Origin of the sequence: Sinorhizobium sp. CCBAU 05631 (assembly GCF_002288505.1) — a bacterium.
Taxonomy (GTDB): domain Bacteria; phylum Pseudomonadota; class Alphaproteobacteria; order Rhizobiales; family Rhizobiaceae; genus Sinorhizobium; species Sinorhizobium fredii_C.
Genome location: NZ_CP023063.1, coordinates 1,020,147 through 1,041,797 on the forward strand (window position 1 = coordinate 1,020,147; position 21,651 = coordinate 1,041,797).

Consider the following 21,651-nt stretch of genomic DNA (forward strand, 5'->3'; position numbering starts at 1 on the left):
CGAACGCTTACGGAGCGCGAGTAATGGTGATGAAATCGGTCCCTTCGCCGGTCTCCAGCCCGGTGTCCGTGTCGGAAACCGACAGCGACGATCCGTCGGCAAGGAGGCTTGCTATGCGCCGGCGCACGTCCACGGACATTGTGAGGCGGCTCAGGCTCCGCTGAAGGCCGTTGTATTCCATGCGGTCGGCGTCCACCGTGATGCCCAGCCGTTGTTTCGCGGCCTTTGAGAGCGCGTTGTCGAGCGACATGCCGAACCACTTGCCCTCGCCGGTTGCTGCGTCTGTATCCTGGAACTGCAGAAAATGCGTGCCGAGCGCCAGTTCGGGTCTCTCTATCCTTACGTCCGCCTCGAAGAGCGGTTCAAACGCGCGGCGTACGCGCAGAATACCGCAAGGCCGGCATGTCCCTGCCGGCCTTGCGATAGACCGCCCCGATCAGTTCCGGGGTCGCTTTTTCGTCCACCGGCAGCCCCTCTGCCGTCTGGAACGAGCGGATCGCCGCAAGCGTCATGGGGCCGCTGCGGCCATCCGGCTCACCCGCGTCGTAGCCGAGCATCGTCAGCAGCACCTGCAGATCGCGCATCGTCTCCCGGTCGCCACGCCGGGTGATCAGAATGCGAATTGGCGGCTGATCGTGCTCCAGCACCGGCAAGGGGTTGCTTTCCGTCATGGCGACTTCGACGGAACTCCCGTCGAAATGGCTGATGGCGGGCCGCAGCGGCACGTCCGACATCGGCGGCTGCGGCGGGCGCGCCTCTCTCGGCTGGAACAGCATCACGCTCGAAATTTCGGCGGGCGTCACCTGGCGATCGGAGATCACCACGTGCATGCCGCGTTCTGTCATCTTGAACAAGCCGACGGCGAATTTGCTCGGCAGGCGCACGCAGCCATGCGAGGCGGGATAGTCCGGCACATGGTTCGACCCATGCAAGGCGATGCCGGACCAGGTGAGCCGCTGCATGAACGGCATCGGTGCATTCGAATAGATGTTGGACCTGTGATGGCGGCGCTTTTCGAGAATCGAAAAGATGCCCGTCGGCGTCGTGTGGCCGCGCTTGCCCGTCGAAACATTGGACGTCGCGACGACGGTGTCGCCGTCATAGACGACGAGCGACTGCTGCTGCCTCGAGACGACGATCTGCAGCGGCGCCTTGGTGCCGGCCACAAGCGCCGACGGCGCCGACACGATGAGAACGGCCAGTCCCATTCCGAGAGTGATACGCAATACAAACCCTCATCCGACCTGAAGCGCAATACCGATGCAGCGCTTCCATGCGGCCCTTTTCACGCAGGCCTCGGTCGAGCGGGCGCGCCGAAATCTATCGAGCAAGGATACGGATCAAGATTTAACGAATTGAAACACAGGAAGCCGCGCCGTCGCCGAGGGGCAAAGGGTTTACGGCTATTGGTCGCGTCGGCGTTGGCCGAACGTATAGCCCGTTTCGACGCTGGCCTTGCCGAACTTGTCGCGCAGCTTGTTGATCGCCTCCTCGGCCGCAGCGCGTCTGGTCGCCAGAGGATCGACGAGATCCGGCGGATCGGCGAGATCGGGATGGGTGAGGTCGCTGACGCCGATGCCGATCAGTCGGTATTTCGTACCGTCGACCTCTCTTTCGAGCAGCTGGAGGCCGACCCGAAAGATGCGGTCGGCCAGCCGGGTCGGACTTTCGAGCCGCCGGTTGCGGGTGCGGAGCTTGAAATCCGCGGTCTTGAGTTTCAGGACAACCGTTTGGCCGGCAAGCTCCGACTTGCGCAGCCGCATCGCCACCTGCTCGCTCAGCCGCCTGAGATGCGAAACGAGCTCGTCCGGGCGCGACAGGTCGTCGTTGAATGTCGTCTCCGAGGAGACGCTCTTCGCCTCGCCGTCGATCTCGACGGTGCGCTCGTCCTGACCGCGCGACAGGCGGTATAGCCTTTGGCCCATCGAGCCATAGCGGCGCATCAGGTCCGCTTCGTCCATCGTCTGCAACTGGCCGATGGTGCGGATTCCGTCACGCTCCAGCGTCGCGGCAAAGGCTTTGCCGACGCCCCAGATCAGCGTGACCGGGCGCTCCTTGAGGAAATCGACCGCCTCGGCCTGGCCGATGACGGAGAATCCGCGCGGCTTCTGCAGATCGGAGGCGACCTTTGCGAGGAACTTGCAGTAGGAAAGCCCGACCGAGACGGTGATGCCGACTTCCTCTTCGACGCGTTTCGCGAAGCGCGCCAGCGTGCGGGCAGGGGGATGGTGATGCAGCCGCTCGGTGCCGTTCAGGTCCAGGAACGCCTCGTCGATCGAGAGCGGCTGCACGAGCGGTGTCAGCTCGAGCATCATTGCCCTGACTTCGCGCCCGACCTGCGAGTACTTTTCCATGTTGGGCTTGATGACCACGGCTTGCGGACAGGCTTCGAGCGCCTTGAACATCGGCATAGCCGAGCGGACGCCGTGAATGCGGGCGATGTAGCAGGCTGTCGAGACGACTCCGCGCTTGCCGCCGCCGATGATCACCGGCTTGTCGGCAAGCTCCGGATTGTCGCGCTTCTCGATCGAGGCATAGAAGGCGTCGCAGTCGATATGCGCCAAGGTCAACCGATAGAGTTCGGCATGGCTGAGAAGCCGCGGGCTGCCGCAGGCCAGACACCGTCGCACCGGCGCAGCCAGTTCCTTGAGGCAGTCTCGGCAGAAGCCGGAAAACGGTGCAGCGCTGGTCATGGAGGAACAAATGTTGAACGCGGTGACTTTACGCTCTACGCTAGTGAGTCTCAAGGCGGCGATCGGAGGCCATGGTGGATATCGCCCTGCAATTTGCGCCGGTGACACGGGATCTCTGGCCGGATTTCGAGACGCTCTTCGGGCCGAAGGGGGCCTATTGCGGCTGCTGGTGCGTTGCCCTGCGCCTGCCCTACAAGATCCGCGGCACCATGTCGGCCAATGACCGCAAGGCGTATATCCGCGAGCGCATCGAAGCCGGCCCGCCGCCGGGCATCCTCGGCTATTGCGAGGGAAGGCCGGTCGCCTGGATCCAGGTCGGCCCTCGTCAGGATGTGCCGCAATTCAATTCGCCGCGAACGTGTTCGCGGCCGTTGGAAGAACGCGAGGCCGAGGACGCAAGCGTCTGGGCGGTGAGCTGCTTCTTCCTTGCCTCGCCGCTGCGCGGCAAGGGACTTAGCCACCATATGCTCTCTGCGGCGATTGACCATGCGCGGGCGAGCGGCGCGCACTACCTCGATGCCTGTCCGATCGATCACACGAAGCGGCCGAAATCGGTGGGTCTCTATATCGGCTCGACGGCGATTTTCGATGCGGCCGGCTTCGAGACGGTCGCCTGCCGCAAGGACGGCAGGCCGCTGATGCGACTGGACTTGAGGCAATGACGATGCGTCCGGAAATTCTGCCGGCCTGTGGAGCGCCGCCCCGGCTTGCTTCAGCCGCCCGTCGTCGCGCCCCAGTGGGCGCGGATCAGCCCTGCCGCTACGCCCCAATCGGCGGCAACCTGGATGCCGGCGGCCGGCGTCGGGGCGAGTGCGCGAAACTCCGCGTTCGCCATCAGATTGATGAGGAAGGAGGAGGGCGCGTGCTCCTGCACGGAATGGAGGTTGCGCAGGATGTCGTCGATGAAGACGAGCGGAAGGCGGCGCTCCCCGTGCAGGTGCTTGACGAGCGGTCCCTTCGGCTCCTCGGAGGCAATCAGCGGATAGGGAAGGCCGAGGGCGTCGAGCAGGGCAGTGCGCAGCGGCGCATGGCGCGGCGGCATCGCCGTCAGGAAGACGATGTCGGCCTCTTCCGAAAGTGCCGTGAGCGTCTCGACGGCCAACGCGGCCGGCGTCTGCCATTGATCCTGGGCGGTGTAGAAGGCTTCGAGCAGCGCTTCCGCCGTCGCTTCGCTGACTGGTTCGCCGCTCCGCCGGTCGATGATGTTGCCGGCAAGGCGAAAGGAGCGCGGGAGCAAAACGTGCTCGCGGGCCTCCAGGAATGCGATGAACGGAGTCAGGAATTCGAGCACGACCTCGTCGACGTCGGTGACGATCAGCGGCCGTGGCTTAAGAGGCACGTCGCCAGGAGCGGCGAAGGTAGGCATGCTCAATCCTCGAAGTGCGCCGGGCCGGAAAATGCCTGGTGCGCCCAGACGACGTCTTCGGGAGCGGTCCCAGTCGCCGCACAGAAGGCGATGAGCGTCGGCTCGTGGTCCATCAGAAAGGCGACGACCCCGCCCATGAAGGCCGGGTCCCCCACGGCTTTGCGCAGCGACACAGGGTCGGTGCCGGTCAGCGCCAGGAAACGCGACAGCAGTTCCGGTTCGTTGGCGAGCCAGCCGAGGATCGCGATCGCCGTTTCGTCAGCGCTCTTCATGTTCTTGAATCTCTTCTCATATGGCGCTCGGAGTTACCTCTTTTTCAACCAAATATCGTTAGTCTTGCGACCGAGAAAGTGGGTCGAGTCACCGTTCGTGAAGCTTATATCTCTCCAGGGGACTTGCAAGGCGGCGACAGACAGCAAGGGATCGACATGCCCAAACAGGTGATGATTGTTGAGGATAACGAGCTGAACATGAAGCTCTTCCGCGACCTGATTGAGGCTTCTGGCTATCAGACGATCCAGACGCGCAACGGCATGGAAGCGCTCGAACTAGCGCGCAAGCACCGGCCCGACCTCATCCTCATGGACATTCAACTGCCGGAGATTTCCGGCCTCGAAGTGACGAAATGGCTGAAGGAGGACGACGAGCTCCACGTCATTCCGGTCATCGCCGTAACCGCCTTCGCCATGAAGGGCGACGAGGAGCGTATTCGACAAGGCGGATGTGAAGCCTATGTGTCCAAACCGATTTCCGTTCCGAAATTCATTGAAACAATCAAGACATATCTGGGCGATGCCTGATTGCCGGGAAAAACGATATGACTGCTCGCATCCTCGTCGTCGATGACGTACCAGCCAACGTAAAGCTTCTGGAGGCGCGCCTCGTCGCCGAGTATTTCGATGTCTTGACCGCCGGCGACGGACGCTCCGCATTGGCAATTTGCGAGAATACGCCGGTCGACCTTATCCTCCTCGACATCATGATGCCGGACATGGACGGCTTCGAGGTTTGCGCGAGACTGAAGGAAAACGGCCGCACCGCCCATATTCCCGTGGTCATGGTGACGGCGCTTGACCAACCCTCCGATCGGGTCCGGGGCCTCAAGGCCGGTGCAGACGATTTCCTCACCAAGCCGGTCAACGATCTGCAGCTGATGTCCCGGGTGAAAAGCCTGGTGCGGCTCAAGAATGTCAGCGACGAATTGCGCCTCAGGGCGCAGACGGCGCAGACGATCGGCCTGCAGGAACTTGCCCGCGCCGACCGGCCCGACGAGCCCGGCAACGTGCTCCTTGTCGACGGTCGGGCCTCCTCGCAGGAGCGGCTGCTGCGCGCCTTGAAGCCGATCGCCGACGTTTCGGTGATCTCCGACCCTCAGGCCGCCCTTTTCGAGGCTGCGGAGAACAGCTTCGATCTGGCGATCGTCAATGCCAACTTCGACGACTACGATCCGCTGCGTCTCTGCTCGCAATTGCGCTCTCTCGAGAGGACGCGCTTCATACCGATCCTGCTCGTCACCGAGCAGGGGAGCGAAGAGATGGTCGTCCGCGCCCTGGAACTCGGGGTAACGGACTACATCATGCGGCCGGTCGATCCCAACGAGCTGGTGGCGCGCTCCCTGACGCAGATCCGCCGCAAGCACTGCAATGACCGGCTGCGCGCCAGCGTCCAGCAAACCATCGAATTGGCGATCACCGATGATCTCACCGGCCTTCACAATCGCCGTTACCTCGACAGCCATCTGAAGCTCCTGATCGATCGGGCGAGCGCGCGCGGCCGGCCGCTTTCGATCTGCATCACCGATATCGACCGCTTCAAGCTGGTGAACGACACCTATGGGCACGATGCGGGCGACGAAGTTCTGCGCGAATTTGCCAACCGCGTCCGTGCGACGGTTCGCGGCGCCGATCTCGCCTGCCGGTTCGGCGGCGAGGAGTTCGTCATCGTGATGCCGGACACGACGCCCGAGATGGCCGCGATCGTCGCGGAGCGGCTTCGCTTGATGGTTGAGGGACGCGCCTTCGGGATTTCACAGGGCGAAACGATCCTCAGCGTCACGGCGTCCCTAGGCATCGCCACGCTGCGGCCCCGGGACGATACGCCCGAAGCCCTGCTGAAGCGCGCCGATACGGCGCTGTACCAGGCCAAGAACAACGGGCGCAACCGGGTCGTGGCGGCGGCCGCGTAAGCCGAATTGGCAAGCGGCGCTCGCCGGCCGTCACGGACTTCGCCATTGGGCGTATGGGAGAGCGAAGCATACGCCCAAACTCAGCTTGCCATCTTACTTATAAGTTGTATCTTTTGCCGCATCGCTGATGCTGGGGCAAGCATTTCCAAAGAGCGGTCGGTTCGGATTTGTCCGAAGACGAGACAGAATTAACCAAACGCCGAGCAACGCGCTCCGGCGATTAAGAATTCGTTGATTTTTTTTTATTTTCAAGCAATGCTGATATTAAGGAAGTGTGACTTCCACGATCGATCGGTTACCCCATGATGCTCAGGTCCGCCGCATCTCCTGGGTCGTGGGGTCGGTCGGCTGGTTTCCGACATCCGCGGATTCCTCGTGCCGCAGTCGGAGCCAGCCGACCCCCTTTCAAAACGCCGCTTCGGACTGAGGCGGCGTTTTTCGTTGCCGATCGCAAGGCGTCGCGCGTGCTGTCGGACGCTGTTCAAGCGAAGAACTTCGCCATCGGCTGCAGCCAAAGAAAAAGCGCCGAACCTTGCGGCCGGCGCTCATCGGTCGAACCGAAACGCGATCTTACTTGATCTTCGTTTCCTTGAATTCGACGTGCTTCTTGACGACCGGATCGTACTTCGTCTTCGTCATCTTTTCCGTCATCGTGCGGCTGTTCTTGGTCGTGACGTAGAAGAAACCCGTGTCGGCCGTCGACAGCAGCTTGATCTTGATGGTGGTAGCTTTCGCCATGGTCGTCCTGCCTTTATAGAAAGATGAAAGCCGTGGACAACCGGTTGCGGGCCACGGTCAAGGTTGGCGCGAAACTACAAATAGCGGCCGAAAAGTCAAGGCCGTTTTGGATTCAAAACCATGCGGGCGAGCGAAAGCACGACATAAAGCCCGAAGAAGCCGGCAATGGCCCAGGCAAACCCGTCGTTGCCGGTGACATCCATTGCCGCGCCGATCACTTGCGGGCCCGCTACCGTGCCGACGGCGTAAGAGAACACGAAGGCTGCGTTGGCGGCCGCGAGGTCGGCCCCCTGGAGTCGGGCGCCTAGATGGCTGAGTCCGACCGTGTAGAGGCCCGAGACGCACCCTCCCCAGAACAGAAGCACAAGTGCCATGAGAAACCAGTTTTCGACCAGCATCGGCAGAAACAATGCGCCCACGAAGCCGATCAAGGTCAGTGCCGACAGGATCGTACGGCGATCCTTCACGCGGTCGGACAGCATGCCGAGCGGAATCTGAAAGATGAAATTGCCGATGCCCATGACGGTCAGGAGCAGAGCCGCCTGCGATTCGGTAAAGCCGGCGCGTGTCCCGAAGATAGGGAAGAGCGAAAGGCCACCATATTCCACCGCGCCGAAGATGAAGACGGCGGCGGTGGCCGTCGGCACGAGGAAGACGTAACGCATGAAATGGCGTTTCGGCTTCTCGTCGAGGGCCGGGCTTTCGTTGCGCGCGAGAAAGATCGGAATTGCCGAGAGCAGGATGACCACCGCGCCGACGGCGAAGGGCAGCACGCCCTCGCTCCCCAGCATAGAAAAGAGCAGGGGGCCGCTGGCGAAGCCAAGCGAGAGCACCGTGCCGTAGATGCCGAGCACGAAGCCGCGCCTGTTGGGCGGCGCAGTGGCATTGATCCAGAATTCCGAGAGAATGAAGAGAACGGTAATTGCACCGTGAAACACGATTCGAAGCGGAAACCAGAGCCAGAAATTGCTGACGTAGTAGAAGCCGAGCGCGCTTGCCGCCGCGAAAACGATCGCCAGCAGCATGGTCGGCGCAACGCCGTGACGATGGGCGAATTTCATTGTGAACGGAGCGGCGGCCATCGATGCGATGCCGGCCATTGCAGCATTGAACCCGTTCAGCGTCGGTGCGATGCCGCGCTTTTCCATGATGATGCTGAGCAGCGGAAGGCCAAGACCCATCGCAATGCCGACGGCGGTGATCGACGCAAGCGCAGCGATCAGCGAAGGCCAGTGAATTTCGTCAACCGGCGCGGATGTGCCGGACTGCGGCTTCGACATTCGGCAGGATCCCTAGAGAAGCGTGCGAAGAAAGCGCCCGCGGCGCGTGAAGTAGAACGGGATTGCTCGGTCATGAGGAAGCGAGGAATCCGCCTCAAGCCCGGCTCTCAGATCCGCGAGGATGATTGCGGTGATCTCCGGCACTTGGAGAGACGAGAAGTCGTTGACGTCGATCCACTGCAAATCCTGAAGCTCCCGGCTGTCCAGGATAGCAGACGGATCGATTTCGGCCTCATCCGCGAAGACTGCAAAGAAGCGCGTGTCGAACCGCCGCGCTTGTCCCGGCGGCGTGATGGCCCGCGCCATATAGCGCAAGTTTGTGAGATCGGGAAGAAAGGGAAGGGGAGCACCCGATGGGCTGTGTTGCCGGCCGAGACATACTCCCGCCTCTTCGAAGAGTTCTCGCGCGGCCGCGAGCGCCAGCGCCCGGGCGCGTCCCTCGGGGATCGGGCGCCCTTCGCTTGCCTTCAGCGCGCTGAGCACTGTCGGCTTCAGATCGCCGGAAAATCCCAGCCGATGGTCCGTCGGATCGCGGCGGCCACCGGGAAAGACATAGAGGTCGGGCATGAAGGCATGGGCGCTGTGGCGCTTGCCCATCAGGACACGCACGCCCTTGTTGGAGCGGTCGAGGAGCATGATCGACGCCGCGTCCCGCGGTCGGAGCGGCGGATGCTTGGCCGCGCCCGGCTGTGGCTGCGGCGGGCCGCTGCTCCGATTAGGCTTCATGCCGAGGGATCCCGCGGCGGCAGGATGTCTTCCGGCCGGTCTTCGTGACCGCCGAAGCCGTGCATCTTGAGAGCCCATTGCAGGCCGATGACCGCGCCCTTGACCGGCTGCATCAAAGCGAGTGCGCTGACGAGCGTCACCGGCGCCCAGAGCGCCAGGTGCTGCCAGGTGGTGAGCGGAAGGACGAGATCGGTCATCATATAGCCGCCGAGCACCACATGGCCGACGATCGTCACGACGATATAGGGCGGAAAGTCGTCGGCACGGTGATGGTCCATTCGCTCGCGGCAGACGGCGCAGGCATCCACCGATTTGACGAAGCTTCGAAACAGTCGGCCCTGGCCGCAGGCGGGGCACTTCCCGAGAAAGCCGCGTTTCATCGAGCGGCCGACGGGCCGCTCCTCCCGCTGCTCCCCGCCCAGTTGGAGCTTGTCCGTTGCCATTGCCTTCATGCCCAATCCTAATCGAACGAGGACCGCTCCGGCCGCTGAAGATCAGCGCCTGCCGCGCGGCGGTCGCGTTCCCGGCCGCTTGCCTGCGTTCATGCGATCGCGGCGGCCGGACTTGTGAAAGGAGCGCATTGCCGTCGGCATCTTTCGCCCTTCGCTCAGCATCTCGAAGCGGAGCGCGCCGGCGAGCGGCACGGCTTCTGCGAGCTTGACGCGGACCGGATCGCCGAGCCGATAGCCAAGTCCGGTTTTTTCGCCGGAAAGGGCCTGATGCGCTTCGTCATAGATGAAGTAGTCGCGTCCGAGCGTAGATATAGGGATGAACCCATCGGCACCATAGGCGGGAAGGGTGACAAATAGTCCCGCCTTGGTGACGCCCGAAACGCGCCCGTCGAACTCCTCGCCGACGCGTCCGCTCAAGTGATGGGCGATCAGCCGGTCGACCGTATCGCGTTCGGCCGCCATCGCGCGCCGCTCAAAGGTGGAGATTTCCGCTGCGATATCGTCGAGCACGCCCTCTTCCTGGGGTGTCAAGCCGCCCTCGCCAAGCCCGAGCGCGCTCACCAGCGCCCGATGCACCACTAGGTCGGCATAGCGCCGAATCGGCGAGGTGAAATGAGCATAGCGCATCAGATTAAGGCCGAAATGGCCGATGTTCTCCGGACTGTAGATCGCCTGGCTTTGCGACCTCAGCACCATCTCGTTGACCATCGTCTCGTAGGGTTTGCCGTCGGCCCGGGCGAGTACGCCGTTGAAATGGTTGGCGCGCATATTGCCGCCTTTGGAGAGCGAGATGTCGAGCGTCGCCAGGAACTCGCGCAGGCTTTCCTGCTTGGCGAGCGACGGCTGGTCATGGACGCGGTAGATCAGTGCCTGGCGTTTCTGTTCCAGCGTCTCCGCGGCGGCGACGTTGGCCTGGATCATCATTTCCTCGATCAGCCTGTGGGCGTCGAGCCGCTCCGGCACGAAGACCCGGTCGACGGTCCCATCCGGCTTCAGGATGATCTTGCGTTCGGGCATGTCGAGCTCGAGCGGTTGGCGCCGTTCCCGCCCGCGGCTGAGAATGCGGTAGCCTTCCCATAGCGGCTTCAGGATCGGTTCCAGGATCGGCCCGGTCTTCTCGTCCGGCGCGCCGTCGATGGCGGCCTGGGCCTGTTGATAGGAAAGCTTGGCGGCGCTGCGCATCATGATGCGGTGGAACGTATGCCCCGCCTTACGGCCCTCCTTGGAGAAGCGCATCCTGACGGCGAGCGCCGGGCGATCGACGCCTTCCTTCAAGGAGCAGAGATCGTTGGAGATTCGCTCGGGCAGCATCGGCACGACGCGATCGGGGAAATAGACGGAATTGCCGCGTTTCAACGCTTCGAGATCGAGAACCGATTTCGGCCGGACGTACCAGGAGACATCGGCGATCGCGACCGTGACGATGACGCCGCCGGGATTGTCGGGCGAGGGGTCCGGTTCGACATGGACGGCGTCGTCGTGGTCCTTGGCATCGGCCGGGTCGATGGTGACGAGCGGCAGCGAGCGCCAATCCTCGCGATGCGCCATTGTCGCGGCCTCTGCCGCATCGGCCTCCTGCAGCACACGCTCCGGAAAAATGTGAGGAATGCCATGCGCATGGATGGCAATCATCGAGATCGCCTTTTCGGAAGCGACGGAGCCGATGATGTTCTGCACCTGTGCACGCGGCAGGCCGTAGCGGCCGAGGCGGGCGAGATGCACTTCGACGAGGTCGCCGTCCTTGGCCTCGCCGGTGAATTCCGGATCGACGAGGACTTCCTCGCCCCGCTTGTCGATCGGCAGCAGCCGTCCGCCGCCGCCCGGTGTAGCGCGGAAAACGCCGAGCACGGCATCCTTGCGCTTGTCGAGGACCTTGATGATGCGCGCCGTGTAGGCCGGCCCGCCGCGCTCCTTGGCCGGGAAGATCTTGGCAAGCACCCGGTCGCCGAGACCGGCGACGGGTATCTTGCCCTTCGCCTTGCCGACGGCAGACTGCCGGATGAGGACGGCCGGCGCGACGCCGTCGTCGTCGAGCCATTCGGCCGGCCGGCCGATCAATTCGCCGTCGATATCGCGGATCGTGATGTCGAGCACGGTCACCGGCGGCAGGGCGCCGGGGCGAACGAGCGACTTGCGCTTCTTCTCGACCAGCCCGTCCTCTTCCAGCGAGCGCAGCAGCGCCTTGAGTTCGACGCGAGCTTCCCCCTTGAGGCCGAAGGCCTTGGCGATCTCCCGCTTCGAGGCCTGCTGCGGGTTTTCGGCGATGAAGCGCATCAGCATGTCGCGTGACGGAACGGCGCCGTGGATGATCGTTTCCTTTTGGGCGGGCGCCGCCTGGGCCGCGCGCAACTGCTTCTTGCCGGCGCCTCTTGCGGGCCGTTCGGTCGGATCGCGCGGAATTCTGCTCAAGGTCAGTCCTTCTTGGCCTTCGCGGCCGTCTTGCTCTTCGCCTTTGCAGCGGTCTTGGGCTTTCCGGTTTTCGTCGCCTTGCTCTTCGTTGCCGCGGCCGCGGATCGGCCCCTGGCCGACTTGCCCTTCGACACGCCGCTTTTCGCCGCGCGTTCGGCGATCAGTGCGAGCGCCTCTTCGACGCTCACCGATTGCGGATCCTTGCCCTTCGGCAGGGTTGCGTTCACCTTGCCCCAGTTGACATAGGGGCCGAAGCGACCGTCGCGTACCGTAATCGCCCCGCCGTCGGGATGTTCCCCGAGTTCCTTGAGAGCGGCGGCGGTGCGCCCGCGGCCGCCTTCTGCAGCCTTCGACTGCTTGTCGGCGAGTGCAGAAACGGCCCGATTGAGGCCGATCGAGAAGACGTCCTCGACAGACTCCAGATTGGCATAGGTGCCGTCATGCAGCACGAACGGGCCGTAGCGGCCGATCCCGGTCGAGATCATCTTGCCGGTCTCCGGATGCTTGCCGATGTCGCGCGGCAGCGAGAGAAGGGCAAGCGCCTTCTCGTGGTCGATCGTCGCCGGCGTCCAGCCCTTGGGAAGGCTTGCGCGCTTGGCCTCCTTGCCGTCGCCCCGCTGGACATAGGGTCCGAAGCGGCCGCTGCGCAGCGTGATTTCCTCGCCGGTGTGCGGGTCCTTGCCGAGGCTCTGCGGCTCGTTCGACACGGAGGCTTCCGCCTCGCCGTTGCTTTCCGACGAAAGCTGGCGCGTATAATTGCACTCCGGATAGTTGGAGCAGCCGACGAAGGCGCCGTATTTGCCGAGCTTCAGCGAGAGCTTGCCGGTGCCGCAGACCTGGCAGGTCCGCGGGTCGCCGCCGTCTTCGCGATTCGGGAAAACGAGCGGCGCCAACTCCTCATTGAGCGCATCGAGCACATTGGTGACACGCAGTTCCTTGGTATCCTCGATCTGCGAGAAGAAATCCTTCCAGAACTCGCGCAGCACGTCTTTCCAGTTGAGCTCGCCGGCGGAAATCTGATCGAGCTTTTCCTCAAGCGACGCGGTGAAGTCGTACTCGACATAGCGGGTAAAGAAGCTCTCGAGGAAGGCGGTGACCAGCCGGCCCTTGGCCTGCGGCAACAGCTTGCGCTTGTCGATCGTCACATAGTCGCGGTCGACAAGCGTGCTGATCGTCGCGGCATAGGTAGAGGGCCGCCCGATGCCGAGTTCTTCCATCTTCTTGATCAGCGTCGCTTCCGAATAGCGCGGCGGCGGTTCGGTGAAGTGCTGGGTGGCGTTGATTTTCTGCTTGGCGAGGTTTTCGCGCGCATTGATCTCGGGCAGCCGGCCATCCTCATCGCCGTCGTCCGCCTGCTCGCCGTCTTCCTTCATGTCGGTATAGGCAGCGATGAAGCCGTCGAAGCGGATGACCGAGCCGGTGGCCCGGAGGCCGGCTTTCCTGCCGCCATTGTCGGCCGCGATCTCGGCCGTCGTCCGTTCGATCTCAGCGGAGGCCATCTGGCTGGCGATGCCGCGCTTCCAGATCAGGTCGTAGAGCTTCAGCATGTCGCCGTCGAGGAAGCGGCGGACCTGATCGGGCGTGCGGTTGAAGTCGGTCGGCCGGATCGCTTCGTGGGCTTCCTGAGCGTTCTTCGCCTTGGTGGAATAGAAGCGCGGCTTTTCCGGCAGGTAACGGGGCCCGAACTGGCCGCCGATCGCCCGACGCGCTGCATCGATCGCCTCCGGCGCCATCTGTACGCCGTCGGTACGCATATAGGTGATGAGACCGACCGTCTCGCCGCCGACATCGACGCCTTCGTAGAGCTTCTGCGCCACCTGCATGGTGCGCGACGCCGAGAAGCCGAGCTTGGAGGAAGCGGCCTGCTGCAATGTCGAGGTGGTGAAGGGCGGACCGGGATTGCGCTTGACCGGCTTCGCCTCGACGCTCTCGACCACATAGCTCGCGCCGTCGAGCAGCGCCTTCAGCCGATTGGCCTCCTCGCCGTTGCCGATCGACTTCGCCTGCAGCCGCTTGCCCTCCGCCGAGACGAGCCGCGCTTCGAACTCGTCGCCGCGCGGCGTCTTCAAGAGCGCCGCGATATTCCAGTATTCCTCCGTGACGAAGCGTTCGATCTCCGCCTCGCGGTCGCAGACGAGCCGCAGCGCCACCGATTGCACGCGGCCGGCCGAGCGCGCGCCGGGCAGCTTGCGCCAGAGAACCGGGGAAAGATTGAAGCCGACGAGGTAGTCGAGGGCGCGGCGGGCGAGATAGGCGTCGACCAGCGAGATATCGATGTCGCGCGGGTCCGCCATCGCATCGAGCACCGCCTTTTTGGTGATGGCATTGAAGACGACGCGCTTGACCGGCTTGTCGCCGATCACCTTCTTTTTCTTGAGGAGATCGAGCACGTGCCAGGAGATCGCCTCACCCTCGCGATCCGGGTCGGTTGCGAGAAACAGCCCGTCCGACGACTTCACGGCGTCGGCAATGTCCTTCATCCGCTTGGCGGAGGCGCCGTCGACTTCCCACGACATTTCGAAATCTTCGTCCGGCCGAACCGATCCATCCTTGGCCGGCAGATCCCGCACATGGCCGAACGAAGCAAGTACCTTGTAGCCGGGGCCGAGATACTTGTTGATCGTCTTGGCCTTGGAAGGCGACTCCACCACTACAACATTCATCGTCATTCTCTGAGACAATCTCTTCTGGCAAGGCGCAGGTGTTGCGCGGCCTTTATGGTGGCCACGAAATGGACAGGGATTCGGGCGCGGTCAAGGGGTTTATCGAAAATAGCGAACCGCAACCAAACCGCAACATTCGATTTTCCGCAACTTCCGGTGGTTCGTTTTGCGATTTCCCCGTGTAGAGCTGCGTTTGCCGCCTATTGCGGTGGCGCGAGGGATACGAGATTGCCGCCGTGGCGGCTGAGCTGGCCGGCAAGATCGAGCTCGAGAAGCACGAGGTGCACCTCGGAGGCGGAAAGGCCGGTGTGGCGGATGATGTCGTCGATCTCGACCGGCGTCGGACCGAGCGCTTCGACGACAAGGGCGCGGCCGCCTCCTCCGGGCGAAGGCATCGTGGGCGGCACGGCGGGCGCATGTTCAGGCACCGGCTCCCGGGCGCTCAGCCGCGAGAATAGATCGTCGCGGCTGAGCGGCGCCAATCCCTCCAGAACGTCGGCGGCGGAGGTGGTGACGATCGCGCCCTGTTTCAGGAGATCGTTCGTGCCGTGACAACGCGGATCGAGCGGTGAGCCCGGTACGGCAAAGACGAGCCGGCCGAAATCGGCCGCATAGCGGGCGGTGATGAGCGAGCCCGAACGGCTGGCGGCTTCAACAATTGCGACGCCGAGGCTGATGCCGGCCACCAGGCGATTTCGTCTTGGAAAATCGCGGGCGCGCGGCTCCCAGCCGAAGGGCATTTCGCTGATCGCCAAGCCCGCTTCCGCGGTGATCTGCTGCAGGAGGCCGACGTTTTCGGGCGGATAGGGTTGGTCGAGGCCGCCGGCGAGCGCAGCAATCGTGCCGGTCTCGAGGCTGGCGCGATGGACGGCTGTGTCGATGCCGCGGGCGAGGCCGGAAGTAATGACATAGCCCGCGGCACCGGCGTCGCGCGCGATCATCGCTGCGAATTTCGCGCCGCTGACCGAGGCATTGCGCGAGCCGACGATGCCGAGCGAGGGGCGGCTTGCCGCCTGGAGGTTGCCCTTCATCGCAAGAAGCGGCGGAGCGGCGTCGATTTCCTTGAGCGCCGGCGGATAGTCCGGCTCGCCGATACCGACAAATACCGCGCCGAACCGATGCGCCGCCTCGAGCTCGCGCTCCGCGTCTGCCACCGAGGCGATGCGGAACTGTCGATCCGAGCCGCCGCGCCGCGACAGTTCCGGCAGCGCCTCGAGCGCCGCCTCCGCGGAGCCGAAGTGGTTGACGAGGTCCCGAAAGGTCGCCGGACCGACATTATCGCTGCGGATCAGCCGCAGCCATGCGATTCTCTGCCGCTCCGTCAGCGCGGTTCCGTTACGTCGAGCGATGCCGGCCGGCATTATCCCTTTCCTCCGATCCGGCTTTCCGTACCGCTCAAGAGCCGCTGTATGTTGGCGCGGTGCTTGATCCAGGTGATGACCGTCATCAAGGCGAAGAGCAGGGCGATCTTCCCGTATCCGGTGGCGTAGAGTGCAATCGGCATGATCGCGGTGGCAACCAGTGCCGACAGTGAGGAGTATCGGGTGATCTTGGCCGAGACGAGCCAGATCGCGGCAAACGCGGGAACCATCAGAGGCGCAAGGCCGAGCAGGATCCCGATATAGGTGGCGACGCCCTTGCCGCCCTTGAAGGAGAGCCAGACCGGAAAGAGATGGCCGAGAAAGGCGGCGAGGCCAGCGGCGATGCCGGCTTCGACACCCCACAGAGACGCGACCGCGGCCGCTGCCGTTCCCTTCAGCGCATCGAGCAAGAGCGTGGCCCCGGCCAGTTTCTTGTTGCCGGTTCTCAGGACATTCGTCGCGCCGATATTGCCGGAGCCGATCTTGCGCACGTCGCCGAGCCCCGCCATGCGGGTGAGGATCAGGCCGAAGGGGATGGAGCCGAGCAGATATCCGAAGGCGAGGCAGAGAAGTGTTGCGGGCAGCCCCAGCTGCCAGGAAAACAGATCCACCGGTTCCTCCCCCCTAAATGCTTCGGCTCACAATGAATGGACGAGCTTGCCGGCAACATAGGTCTGCACGACCCGGCCGGTAAAGCGTGCATTTTCGAATGGCGTGTTCTTGGAGCGGGAAACCAGCTCCTTTTCGTAGAGGATCCAGGGTTCGTCGAGATCGAGGATGGCTATATCCGCCTTCGCGCCGGGTTTCAGCGTGCCGGCGTCCAGGCCGAAGATCGCGGCAGGACGCGTCGAGAGCGCATCGATAAGCCGTATCAGCGGAACCTGGCCGCTGTGGTGGAGCCGAAGTGCCGCCGCCGCCAGGGTTTCCAATCCGATCGCGCCGTCGGCCGCATCCGCGAAGGGCAGCCGCTTGGTATCGGCGCCCTGCGGGTCGTGCGACGACACGATGATGTCGATCTTGCCTGCGGCAAGCGCCTCGACCATGGCAACCCTGTCGTCTTCGCCGCGCAGTGGCGGGGTCAGCTTGAAGAAGGTCCGGTATTCGCCGATATCATTCTCGTTCAGCGTCAGGTGATTGATCGAGATGCCGCAGGTGACATTCGCCCCGCGTTCTCGTGCCGCATGCACGGCATCCGTCGATTCGGGGACGGAGATCTCGGCGGCGTGATAGGCGGCCTTCGTCAGTGCCGCGACGCGCAAATCGCGCTCGAGCGGGATGATCTCGGCCTCGCGCGGAATGCCCGGCAGCCCGAGCCAGCTCGCGAGCAGGCCTTCGTTCATCACGCCGTTGGCGCCGAGGTATTTGTCGCGGGTCTCGAGCGCGACGACGGCGCCGAATTCACGCGCATAGGTCATGGCGCGGCGAAGCACGAGCGTGTCGTGGACAGGCTGCCGGCCGTTGGTGAAGCAGACCGCACCCGCATCGCGGAGCAGCCCGAGCTCGCTCATTTCCACGCCGAGCAGCTCCTTCGTCAGGGCGGCGGCCGGATAGACGTTGACGAGCGCCTTGTCGCGGGCGGTCTTCTGCACGAACTCGACGAGGGCGATCTCGTCGATCACCGGATTGGTGTCGGGCATGGAGATAAAGGACGTGACGCCGCCGGTCGCTGCCGCACGCGCGGCCGACTCGATCGTTTCGCGATATTCGCTGCCCGGTTCTCCGACGAAGACGCGGGCATCGACGAGGCCGGGCACGGCGACGAGGCCGGCACAATCCTTGACGAAGGCGCCCGTCGGGACGCCCTGGTTCAGGGCGTCCTTGCCGGCCGCAAGGATCCGTCCGTCGTTGCCGACGACGATCGTGCCGACCTCGTCGAGGTTTCGCGAGGGATCGATGATGCGCAGGTTCTCGAGAACAAGCGGTCTGGTCATAGGCGAGGGCCCTGGTTCTGAGAGAGAAGAAGCGTTTCCATGACGGCCATGCGCACGGCAACGCCCATCTCGACCTGCTGTTCGATGACGCTTTGCGGTCCGTCGGCGATCTCCGACGCAATCTCGACGCCCCGGTTCATCGGGCCAGGGTGCATGACGAGCGCATCGTCCTTCGCCGCCTTCAGCTTTTCCGCGTCCAGCCCGTAATAGTGGAAATACTCCCGCACCGACGGCACGAAGGAACCGGCCATGCGCTCGCGCTGGAGCCGCAGCATCATGACGACGTCCGCATCCTTGAGGCCTTCCGCCATGGATCGATAGACCTCGACACCCATCTGCTCGATGCCGGCGGGGAGCAGAGTCGCCGGGGCGACGACGCGAACGCGCGCCCCCATCTGATTGAGCAGCAGGATGTTCGAGCGGGCGACGCGCGAATGCAGGACGTCGCCGCAGATCGCCACGATGATCCGCGACAGCTTCCCCTTGGCGCGGCGGATCGTCAGCGCGTCGAGCAGCGCCTGGGTCGGATGCTCGTGCTGGCCGTCGCCGGCGTTGACGACGGAGCAGGAGACCTTCTGCGCAAGCAGTGCCGCGGCGCCGGCCGACGAGTGGCGAACGACCAGCACGTCCGGATGCATCGCGTTCAGCGTCATCGCCGTGTCGATCAGCGTCTCGCCCTTCTTCACCGAGGAGTTGCCGACCGACATGTTCATGACGTCTGCGCCAAGCCGCTTGCCGGCCAGTTCGAAGGACGATTGCGTGCGGGTCGATGCTTCGAAGAAGAGATTGATCTGCGTCAGCCCGCGGAGCGAAGACGTTTTCTTCTCCCGCTGCCGGGAGATCTTCACGGCTTCGTCGGCGCGATCGAGGAGGAGCGTGATGTCCTGTTCCGTCAGCCCCTTGATGCCAAGCAGGTGGCGATGCGGGAAAGTGATCATGAGCCGCCCTTGCATGCTGGAATTTGGCTCGCTCTATAGAACGTGGCCCTTGGCACGGCAAGTGGCGCGGCAAGCGACGCACAGGGGCTTCCGAAGAAAACGAGCGGCGGCCATGGTTCTTGTCCGCGGGCCTGTTTCGTACCCGCGAAACTTGCGCTAGAACCGGCCTCATGAATCAGATGAACCGGACCGAACAGAAACTCGCCGAACTGAACCAGCCGAAGCCCTGGTCCGGTATCAATGCCTACCGTTCCGACCCCCTAGTGGTCGACATCACGTCAAGCATGTCGAAGACGCTTCGTGACGAGTTCGACGCGCTCGGCCGCTATGTGACCACGCCCGAGGCGCAGGAACTGGCGCGCATGGCGAATGACGGCGTGCCGAAGCTCAAGACCCACGGGCCGCGCGGCGAACGTCTCGATGTCGTCGAGTTCCACCCGGCCTGGCATGCGCTGATGCGCCGGTCGATGACAACCGGATTGCACTCTTCCGCCTGGGAGAATCTGCCGGACGAGCGCGGTCGGTCGCACAAGGTGAGGGCGCTGCGCTTCTATTTGACGGCGCAGCTCGAATGCGGCCATCTCTGCCCGCTGACGATGACCAGCGCTTCCGTCGCCGCGATCACCGCCTCGCCGGCTGTCCAGAAGGAGTGGGCGCCGAAGATCCTGTCGCGCAAATACGACTCGACCAACCGGCCCTGGATGCAGAAGTCCGCGGTGACGATCGGCATGGGCATGACAGAGAAGCAGGGCGGCACGGATGTGCGCGCCAATACCTCGACCGCCGAACGGGTCGGCGAGGGGATCTACCGTCTGAACGGCCACAAATGGTTTATGTCGGCGCCGATGAGCGACGCCTTCGTCATGCTGGCGCAGACCCGCGAGGGGCTCGGCTGTTTCCTGGTGCCGCGGCTGCTCGAGGACGGCGCCGCCAACGGGTTGCGCTTCCAGCGCCTCAAGGACAAGCTCGGCAACCGTTCCAATGCCTCGTCGGAGGTCGAATTCTCGGACACTTTCGGCTTCCTGCTCGGCACGCCGGATGCCGGCATTCGCACGATCCTCGACATGGTGACGCTGACCAGGCTCGATTGCGCGCTCGCTTCGGCCGGGATGATGCGAGCCTCGCTCGCCGAGGCCGTGCACCATACCCGCGGCCGCAAGGTCTTCGGCAAGACGCTCGTCAGCCAGCCGATGATGACGCGGGTTCTCGCCGACATGGCGCTCGACGTCGCCGCCGCAAGCGCGCTGTCGTTCCGCCTCGCCGAAGCCTTCGACAATGCGCACAGCAGCGCCGAGGATGCGGCCTACGCCCGGATCATGACGCCCGTCGCGAAATACTGGTGCTGCAAGATCGCCCCCGCCTTGATCTACGAGGCGATGGAGTGCCTCGGCGGCAATGGCTACGTGGAAGAGCGGGCGCTTGCCCGGCACTATCGCGAAGCGCCGGTCAATGCGATCTGGGAGGGTTCCGGAAACGTCATGGCGCTCGACGTTTTGCGCGTGCTCGGTCGCCGCAAGGAGCTCTTCGAGCAGTTGTTCGCCGTCTTCAGCCGCGATCTCGGACCCTCCGGCCCCAAGACGATCGACGTGCTGCGCGCCGCCATGTCGCTTTGCGAGCGCGACGAAGGCGCGGCGCGCATGCTGGTCGAACAGCTGGCGCTGGCGGCCGCCGCCGCCGAGCTCTATCGGTTGGGTGCCGGCCGCATCGCCGATGCCTTCCTGGAGTCGCGATTGGCCGCCGGTTGGCGCGCGACCTACGGCATGCTCGATTCCCGCTTCGACTCCGCCTATGTGCTCGATCTTCTCTATCCCGCCGCGGCGTAGCCGGTGACGAAAAGGACAAGCGGTATCGTGAAGAACGACAGGGCCGTCTGTATCGTGGCGACGGCGGCGTAGAGCTCCGCGTCTCCCCCCATCTGTTTGGCGAGAATATAGCCGTTCATGGCCGTCGGTACGGCAGCGCCGAGGCCGATGATCACCAGGGCATCGCCGTCGATGCCGAGGAGTGCGCTTCCGGCAACCATGAAGATCGGCATGACGATCAGTTTCAGTGCGACCGCCAGGACGGCGGGTGCGCTTGGCTTCAGGGCGTCGGCGATCTTCAATCCGGCGCCCACCAGAATCAGGCCCAGGCTGAGCGAGGCGCTCGCCAGCATGTCGATCGTCCGCATGACCGGCGAATAGACCTCGATCCCCGCAAGATTGCATAGGATGCCGAGTGCCGATGCGATGATGAGTGGGTTGGTGACGATCCGCAGGAAAAACAGGCCGATACCGCGGCTGCCGCCGCCGAACCAGACGAGCACGGCGACATTGTAGAAGTTGATCGGGATGATGATCAGCGCCATCACCAGAGCGGTCAGACTCAGTCCAAGTGCGCCATAGAGCTTTTCAGCGATGGCGAGCGCTATGAAGGCATTCCAACGCGTCGCAGTCTGGAAGATCGAGGTGAAGGTGGCGCCGGAAATGCCGTTATTGCGCAGGAGGGGCCAGGCAAGCAGGACAGCGATCGACATCAGCGTGACGCTGCCAATTGCCGCGACGGCCGTCGCGTCGGCCCTCATTCCCGTGAAATCCGCCTTCGCCAGGGTCGAAAAGAGCAGCGCGGGAAAGAGAAAGTAGTAGCCGAACTGCTCGAGCCCCACCCAGAGCCCCTGATCGATGAGCCTGGAACGGCGGAGCCAGACGCCCAGCAATACGAGCAGAAAGACGGGCAGGATGCTTTCGAAAATGGCGGTCATCGCGGCTCATGCAGGTGGAGGGGTCAGGTGGGCGGGGGCCAGGAAATCGGCGCGCCTTCTCTCTATCTATTAAAGCCGGCCGGGTGAGTGCCGCAAGCCGGCTCGGCTTGTGAATATTAACCTTAACAGATGGTTTACGTTGCAGAGGACCGGCGATGGCGGAGATACT

18 protein-coding genes and 1 pseudogene are annotated in these 21,651 nt (G+C 63.8%); 4 read left to right on the forward strand and 15 right to left on the reverse strand.

Features of this window, described 5'->3' with window-relative positions; translation table 11 throughout:
* Positions 1–7 precede the first annotated feature (7 nt).
* Positions 8–1,226: pseudogene (locus tag SS05631_RS04870) on the reverse strand (L,D-transpeptidase family protein).
* A gap of 177 nt (positions 1,227–1,403) precedes the next feature.
* Positions 1,404–2,693, reverse strand: coding sequence for a DNA polymerase IV (locus SS05631_RS04875; protein ID WP_037414156.1), 1,290 nt, complete (start codon positions 2,691–2,693; stop codon positions 1,404–1,406).
* A 74-nt stretch (positions 2,694–2,767) separates the two neighbouring features.
* Here SS05631_RS04875 and SS05631_RS04880 point away from each other — a divergent pair, with 74 nt between their 5' ends.
* On the forward strand, positions 2,768–3,355 hold the full coding sequence (locus SS05631_RS04880; protein ID WP_037414247.1) for a GNAT family N-acetyltransferase: 588 nt from the start codon (positions 2,768–2,770) through the stop codon (positions 3,353–3,355).
* 50 nt (positions 3,356–3,405) lie between these two features.
* Here SS05631_RS04880 and SS05631_RS04885 read toward each other — a convergent pair whose 3' ends face one another.
* Both SS05631_RS04885 and SS05631_RS04890 read right to left on the reverse strand, forming a co-directional pair.
* Positions 3,406–4,059: a hypothetical protein gene (locus tag SS05631_RS04885; RefSeq protein ID WP_037414158.1), complete on the reverse strand. Its 654-nt coding sequence runs from the start codon at positions 4,057–4,059 to the stop codon at positions 3,406–3,408.
* A 2-nt stretch (positions 4,060–4,061) separates the two neighbouring features.
* Positions 4,062–4,331 carry a DUF3572 domain-containing protein gene (locus SS05631_RS04890; protein ID WP_037414160.1) on the reverse strand — a complete coding sequence of 90 codons (270 nt, stop codon included), beginning with the start codon at positions 4,329–4,331 and terminating at the stop codon, positions 4,062–4,064.
* 156 nt (positions 4,332–4,487) lie between these two features.
* On the opposite strand from SS05631_RS04890, the gene SS05631_RS04895 reads away from it, so the two are divergent.
* Both SS05631_RS04895 and SS05631_RS04900 read left to right on the forward strand, forming a co-directional pair.
* A complete protein-coding gene (locus SS05631_RS04895; RefSeq protein WP_037414162.1) occupies positions 4,488–4,859 on the forward strand; it encodes a response regulator in 372 nt (123 codons plus the stop codon).
* Positions 4,860–4,876: 17 nt separating this feature from the next.
* Positions 4,877–6,244 (forward strand): PleD family two-component system response regulator, encoded by a 1,368-nt coding sequence (locus tag SS05631_RS04900; protein ID WP_037414165.1) that lies wholly within the window; start codon positions 4,877–4,879, stop codon positions 6,242–6,244.
* Positions 6,245–6,814: 570 nt separating this feature from the next.
* Here the strand turns inward: SS05631_RS04900 and rpmG are convergent.
* The 10 genes from rpmG to SS05631_RS04950 all read right to left on the reverse strand — a co-directional run bounded on the left by rpmG (position 6,815) and on the right by SS05631_RS04950 (position 18,742).
* On the reverse strand, positions 6,815–6,982 hold the full coding sequence (rpmG, locus tag SS05631_RS04905; protein ID WP_034795357.1) for a 50S ribosomal protein L33: 168 nt from the start codon (positions 6,980–6,982) through the stop codon (positions 6,815–6,817).
* A gap of 95 nt (positions 6,983–7,077) precedes the next feature.
* Positions 7,078–8,262 carry an MFS transporter gene (locus tag SS05631_RS04910; RefSeq protein ID WP_037414168.1) on the reverse strand — a complete coding sequence of 395 codons (1,185 nt, stop codon included), beginning with the start codon at positions 8,260–8,262 and terminating at the stop codon, positions 7,078–7,080.
* A 12-nt stretch (positions 8,263–8,274) separates the two neighbouring features.
* On the reverse strand, positions 8,275–8,898 hold the full coding sequence (locus SS05631_RS04915) for an NUDIX domain-containing protein (protein ID WP_234819785.1): 624 nt from the start codon (positions 8,896–8,898) through the stop codon (positions 8,275–8,277).
* A gap of 86 nt (positions 8,899–8,984) precedes the next feature.
* Positions 8,985–9,440, reverse strand: a complete 456-nt coding sequence (locus SS05631_RS04920) for a DUF983 domain-containing protein (protein ID WP_037414170.1) — start codon at positions 9,438–9,440, stop codon at positions 8,985–8,987.
* 42 nt (positions 9,441–9,482) lie between these two features.
* Entirely contained in the window at positions 9,483–11,849 is a 2,367-nt protein-coding gene (gene rnr / locus SS05631_RS04925) for a ribonuclease R (protein ID WP_037414172.1), read from the reverse strand.
* Positions 11,850–11,851: 2 nt separating this feature from the next.
* Positions 11,852–14,512: a type I DNA topoisomerase gene (gene topA / locus SS05631_RS04930; RefSeq protein WP_037414251.1), complete on the reverse strand. Its 2,661-nt coding sequence runs from the start codon at positions 14,510–14,512 to the stop codon at positions 11,852–11,854.
* Between the two features lie 200 nt (positions 14,513–14,712).
* Positions 14,713–15,873 carry a DNA-processing protein DprA gene (dprA, locus tag SS05631_RS04935; RefSeq protein WP_037414174.1) on the reverse strand — a complete coding sequence of 387 codons (1,161 nt, stop codon included), beginning with the start codon at positions 15,871–15,873 and terminating at the stop codon, positions 14,713–14,715.
* Positions 15,873–16,484 carry a glycerol-3-phosphate 1-O-acyltransferase PlsY gene (gene plsY / locus SS05631_RS04940; RefSeq protein ID WP_050988168.1) on the reverse strand — a complete coding sequence of 204 codons (612 nt, stop codon included), beginning with the start codon at positions 16,482–16,484 and terminating at the stop codon, positions 15,873–15,875. The genes dprA and plsY overlap by 1 nt, the downstream gene beginning before the upstream one ends.
* A 27-nt stretch (positions 16,485–16,511) precedes the next feature.
* Positions 16,512–17,804: a dihydroorotase gene (locus SS05631_RS04945; RefSeq protein ID WP_037414176.1), complete on the reverse strand. Its 1,293-nt coding sequence runs from the start codon at positions 17,802–17,804 to the stop codon at positions 16,512–16,514.
* Entirely contained in the window at positions 17,801–18,742 is a 942-nt protein-coding gene (locus SS05631_RS04950; RefSeq protein WP_037414178.1) for an aspartate carbamoyltransferase catalytic subunit, read from the reverse strand. The genes SS05631_RS04945 and SS05631_RS04950 overlap by 4 nt, the downstream gene beginning before the upstream one ends.
* A gap of 170 nt (positions 18,743–18,912) precedes the next feature.
* Between SS05631_RS04950 and SS05631_RS04955 the strand changes: the two genes are divergently transcribed.
* Complete coding sequence (locus SS05631_RS04955) at positions 18,913–20,565, forward strand: acyl-CoA dehydrogenase family protein (RefSeq protein ID WP_037414179.1); 1,653 nt, start codon at positions 18,913–18,915, stop codon at positions 20,563–20,565.
* On the opposite strand, the gene SS05631_RS04960 is transcribed toward SS05631_RS04955, so the two are convergent.
* Entirely contained in the window at positions 20,547–21,482 is a 936-nt protein-coding gene (locus SS05631_RS04960; protein WP_037414181.1) for an AEC family transporter, read from the reverse strand. The two genes, SS05631_RS04955 and SS05631_RS04960, sit on opposite strands and share 19 nt — an antisense overlap.
* Positions 21,483–21,651 lie beyond the last annotated feature (169 nt).

Excerpts from the sequence above, each read along its gene's own strand:
- SS05631_RS04875 (WP_037414156.1), bottom strand. The coding sequence starts at position 2,693 with ATGACCAGCGCTGCACCGTTTTCCGGCTTCTGCCGAGACTGCCTCAAG.
- SS05631_RS04885 (WP_037414158.1), bottom strand. The coding sequence starts at position 4,059 with ATGCCTACCTTCGCCGCTCCTGGCGACGTGCCTCTTAAGCCACGGCCG.
- SS05631_RS04890 (WP_037414160.1), bottom strand. The coding sequence starts at position 4,331 with ATGAAGAGCGCTGACGAAACGGCGATCGCGATCCTCGGCTGGCTCGCC.
- SS05631_RS04895 (WP_037414162.1), top strand. The coding sequence starts at position 4,488 with ATGCCCAAACAGGTGATGATTGTTGAGGATAACGAGCTGAACATGAAG.
- SS05631_RS04900 (WP_037414165.1), top strand. The coding sequence starts at position 4,877 with ATGACTGCTCGCATCCTCGTCGTCGATGACGTACCAGCCAACGTAAAG.
- rpmG (WP_034795357.1), bottom strand. The coding sequence starts at position 6,982 with ATGGCGAAAGCTACCACCATCAAGATCAAGCTGCTGTCGACGGCCGAC.
- SS05631_RS04910 (WP_037414168.1), bottom strand. The coding sequence starts at position 8,262 with ATGTCGAAGCCGCAGTCCGGCACATCCGCGCCGGTTGACGAAATTCAC.
- SS05631_RS04915 (WP_234819785.1), bottom strand. The coding sequence starts at position 8,898 with ATGCTCCTCGACCGCTCCAACAAGGGCGTGCGTGTCCTGATGGGCAAG.
- SS05631_RS04920 (WP_037414170.1), bottom strand. The coding sequence starts at position 9,440 with ATGAAGGCAATGGCAACGGACAAGCTCCAACTGGGCGGGGAGCAGCGG.
- topA (WP_037414251.1), bottom strand. The coding sequence starts at position 14,512 with ATGAATGTTGTAGTGGTGGAGTCGCCTTCCAAGGCCAAGACGATCAAC.
- dprA (WP_037414174.1), bottom strand. The coding sequence starts at position 15,873 with ATGCCGGCCGGCATCGCTCGACGTAACGGAACCGCGCTGACGGAGCGG.
- SS05631_RS04945 (WP_037414176.1), bottom strand. The coding sequence starts at position 17,804 with ATGACCAGACCGCTTGTTCTCGAGAACCTGCGCATCATCGATCCCTCG.
- SS05631_RS04950 (WP_037414178.1), bottom strand. The coding sequence starts at position 18,742 with ATGATCACTTTCCCGCATCGCCACCTGCTTGGCATCAAGGGGCTGACG.
- SS05631_RS04955 (WP_037414179.1), top strand. The coding sequence starts at position 18,913 with ATGAATCAGATGAACCGGACCGAACAGAAACTCGCCGAACTGAACCAG.
- SS05631_RS04960 (WP_037414181.1), bottom strand. The coding sequence starts at position 21,482 with ATGACCGCCATTTTCGAAAGCATCCTGCCCGTCTTTCTGCTCGTATTG.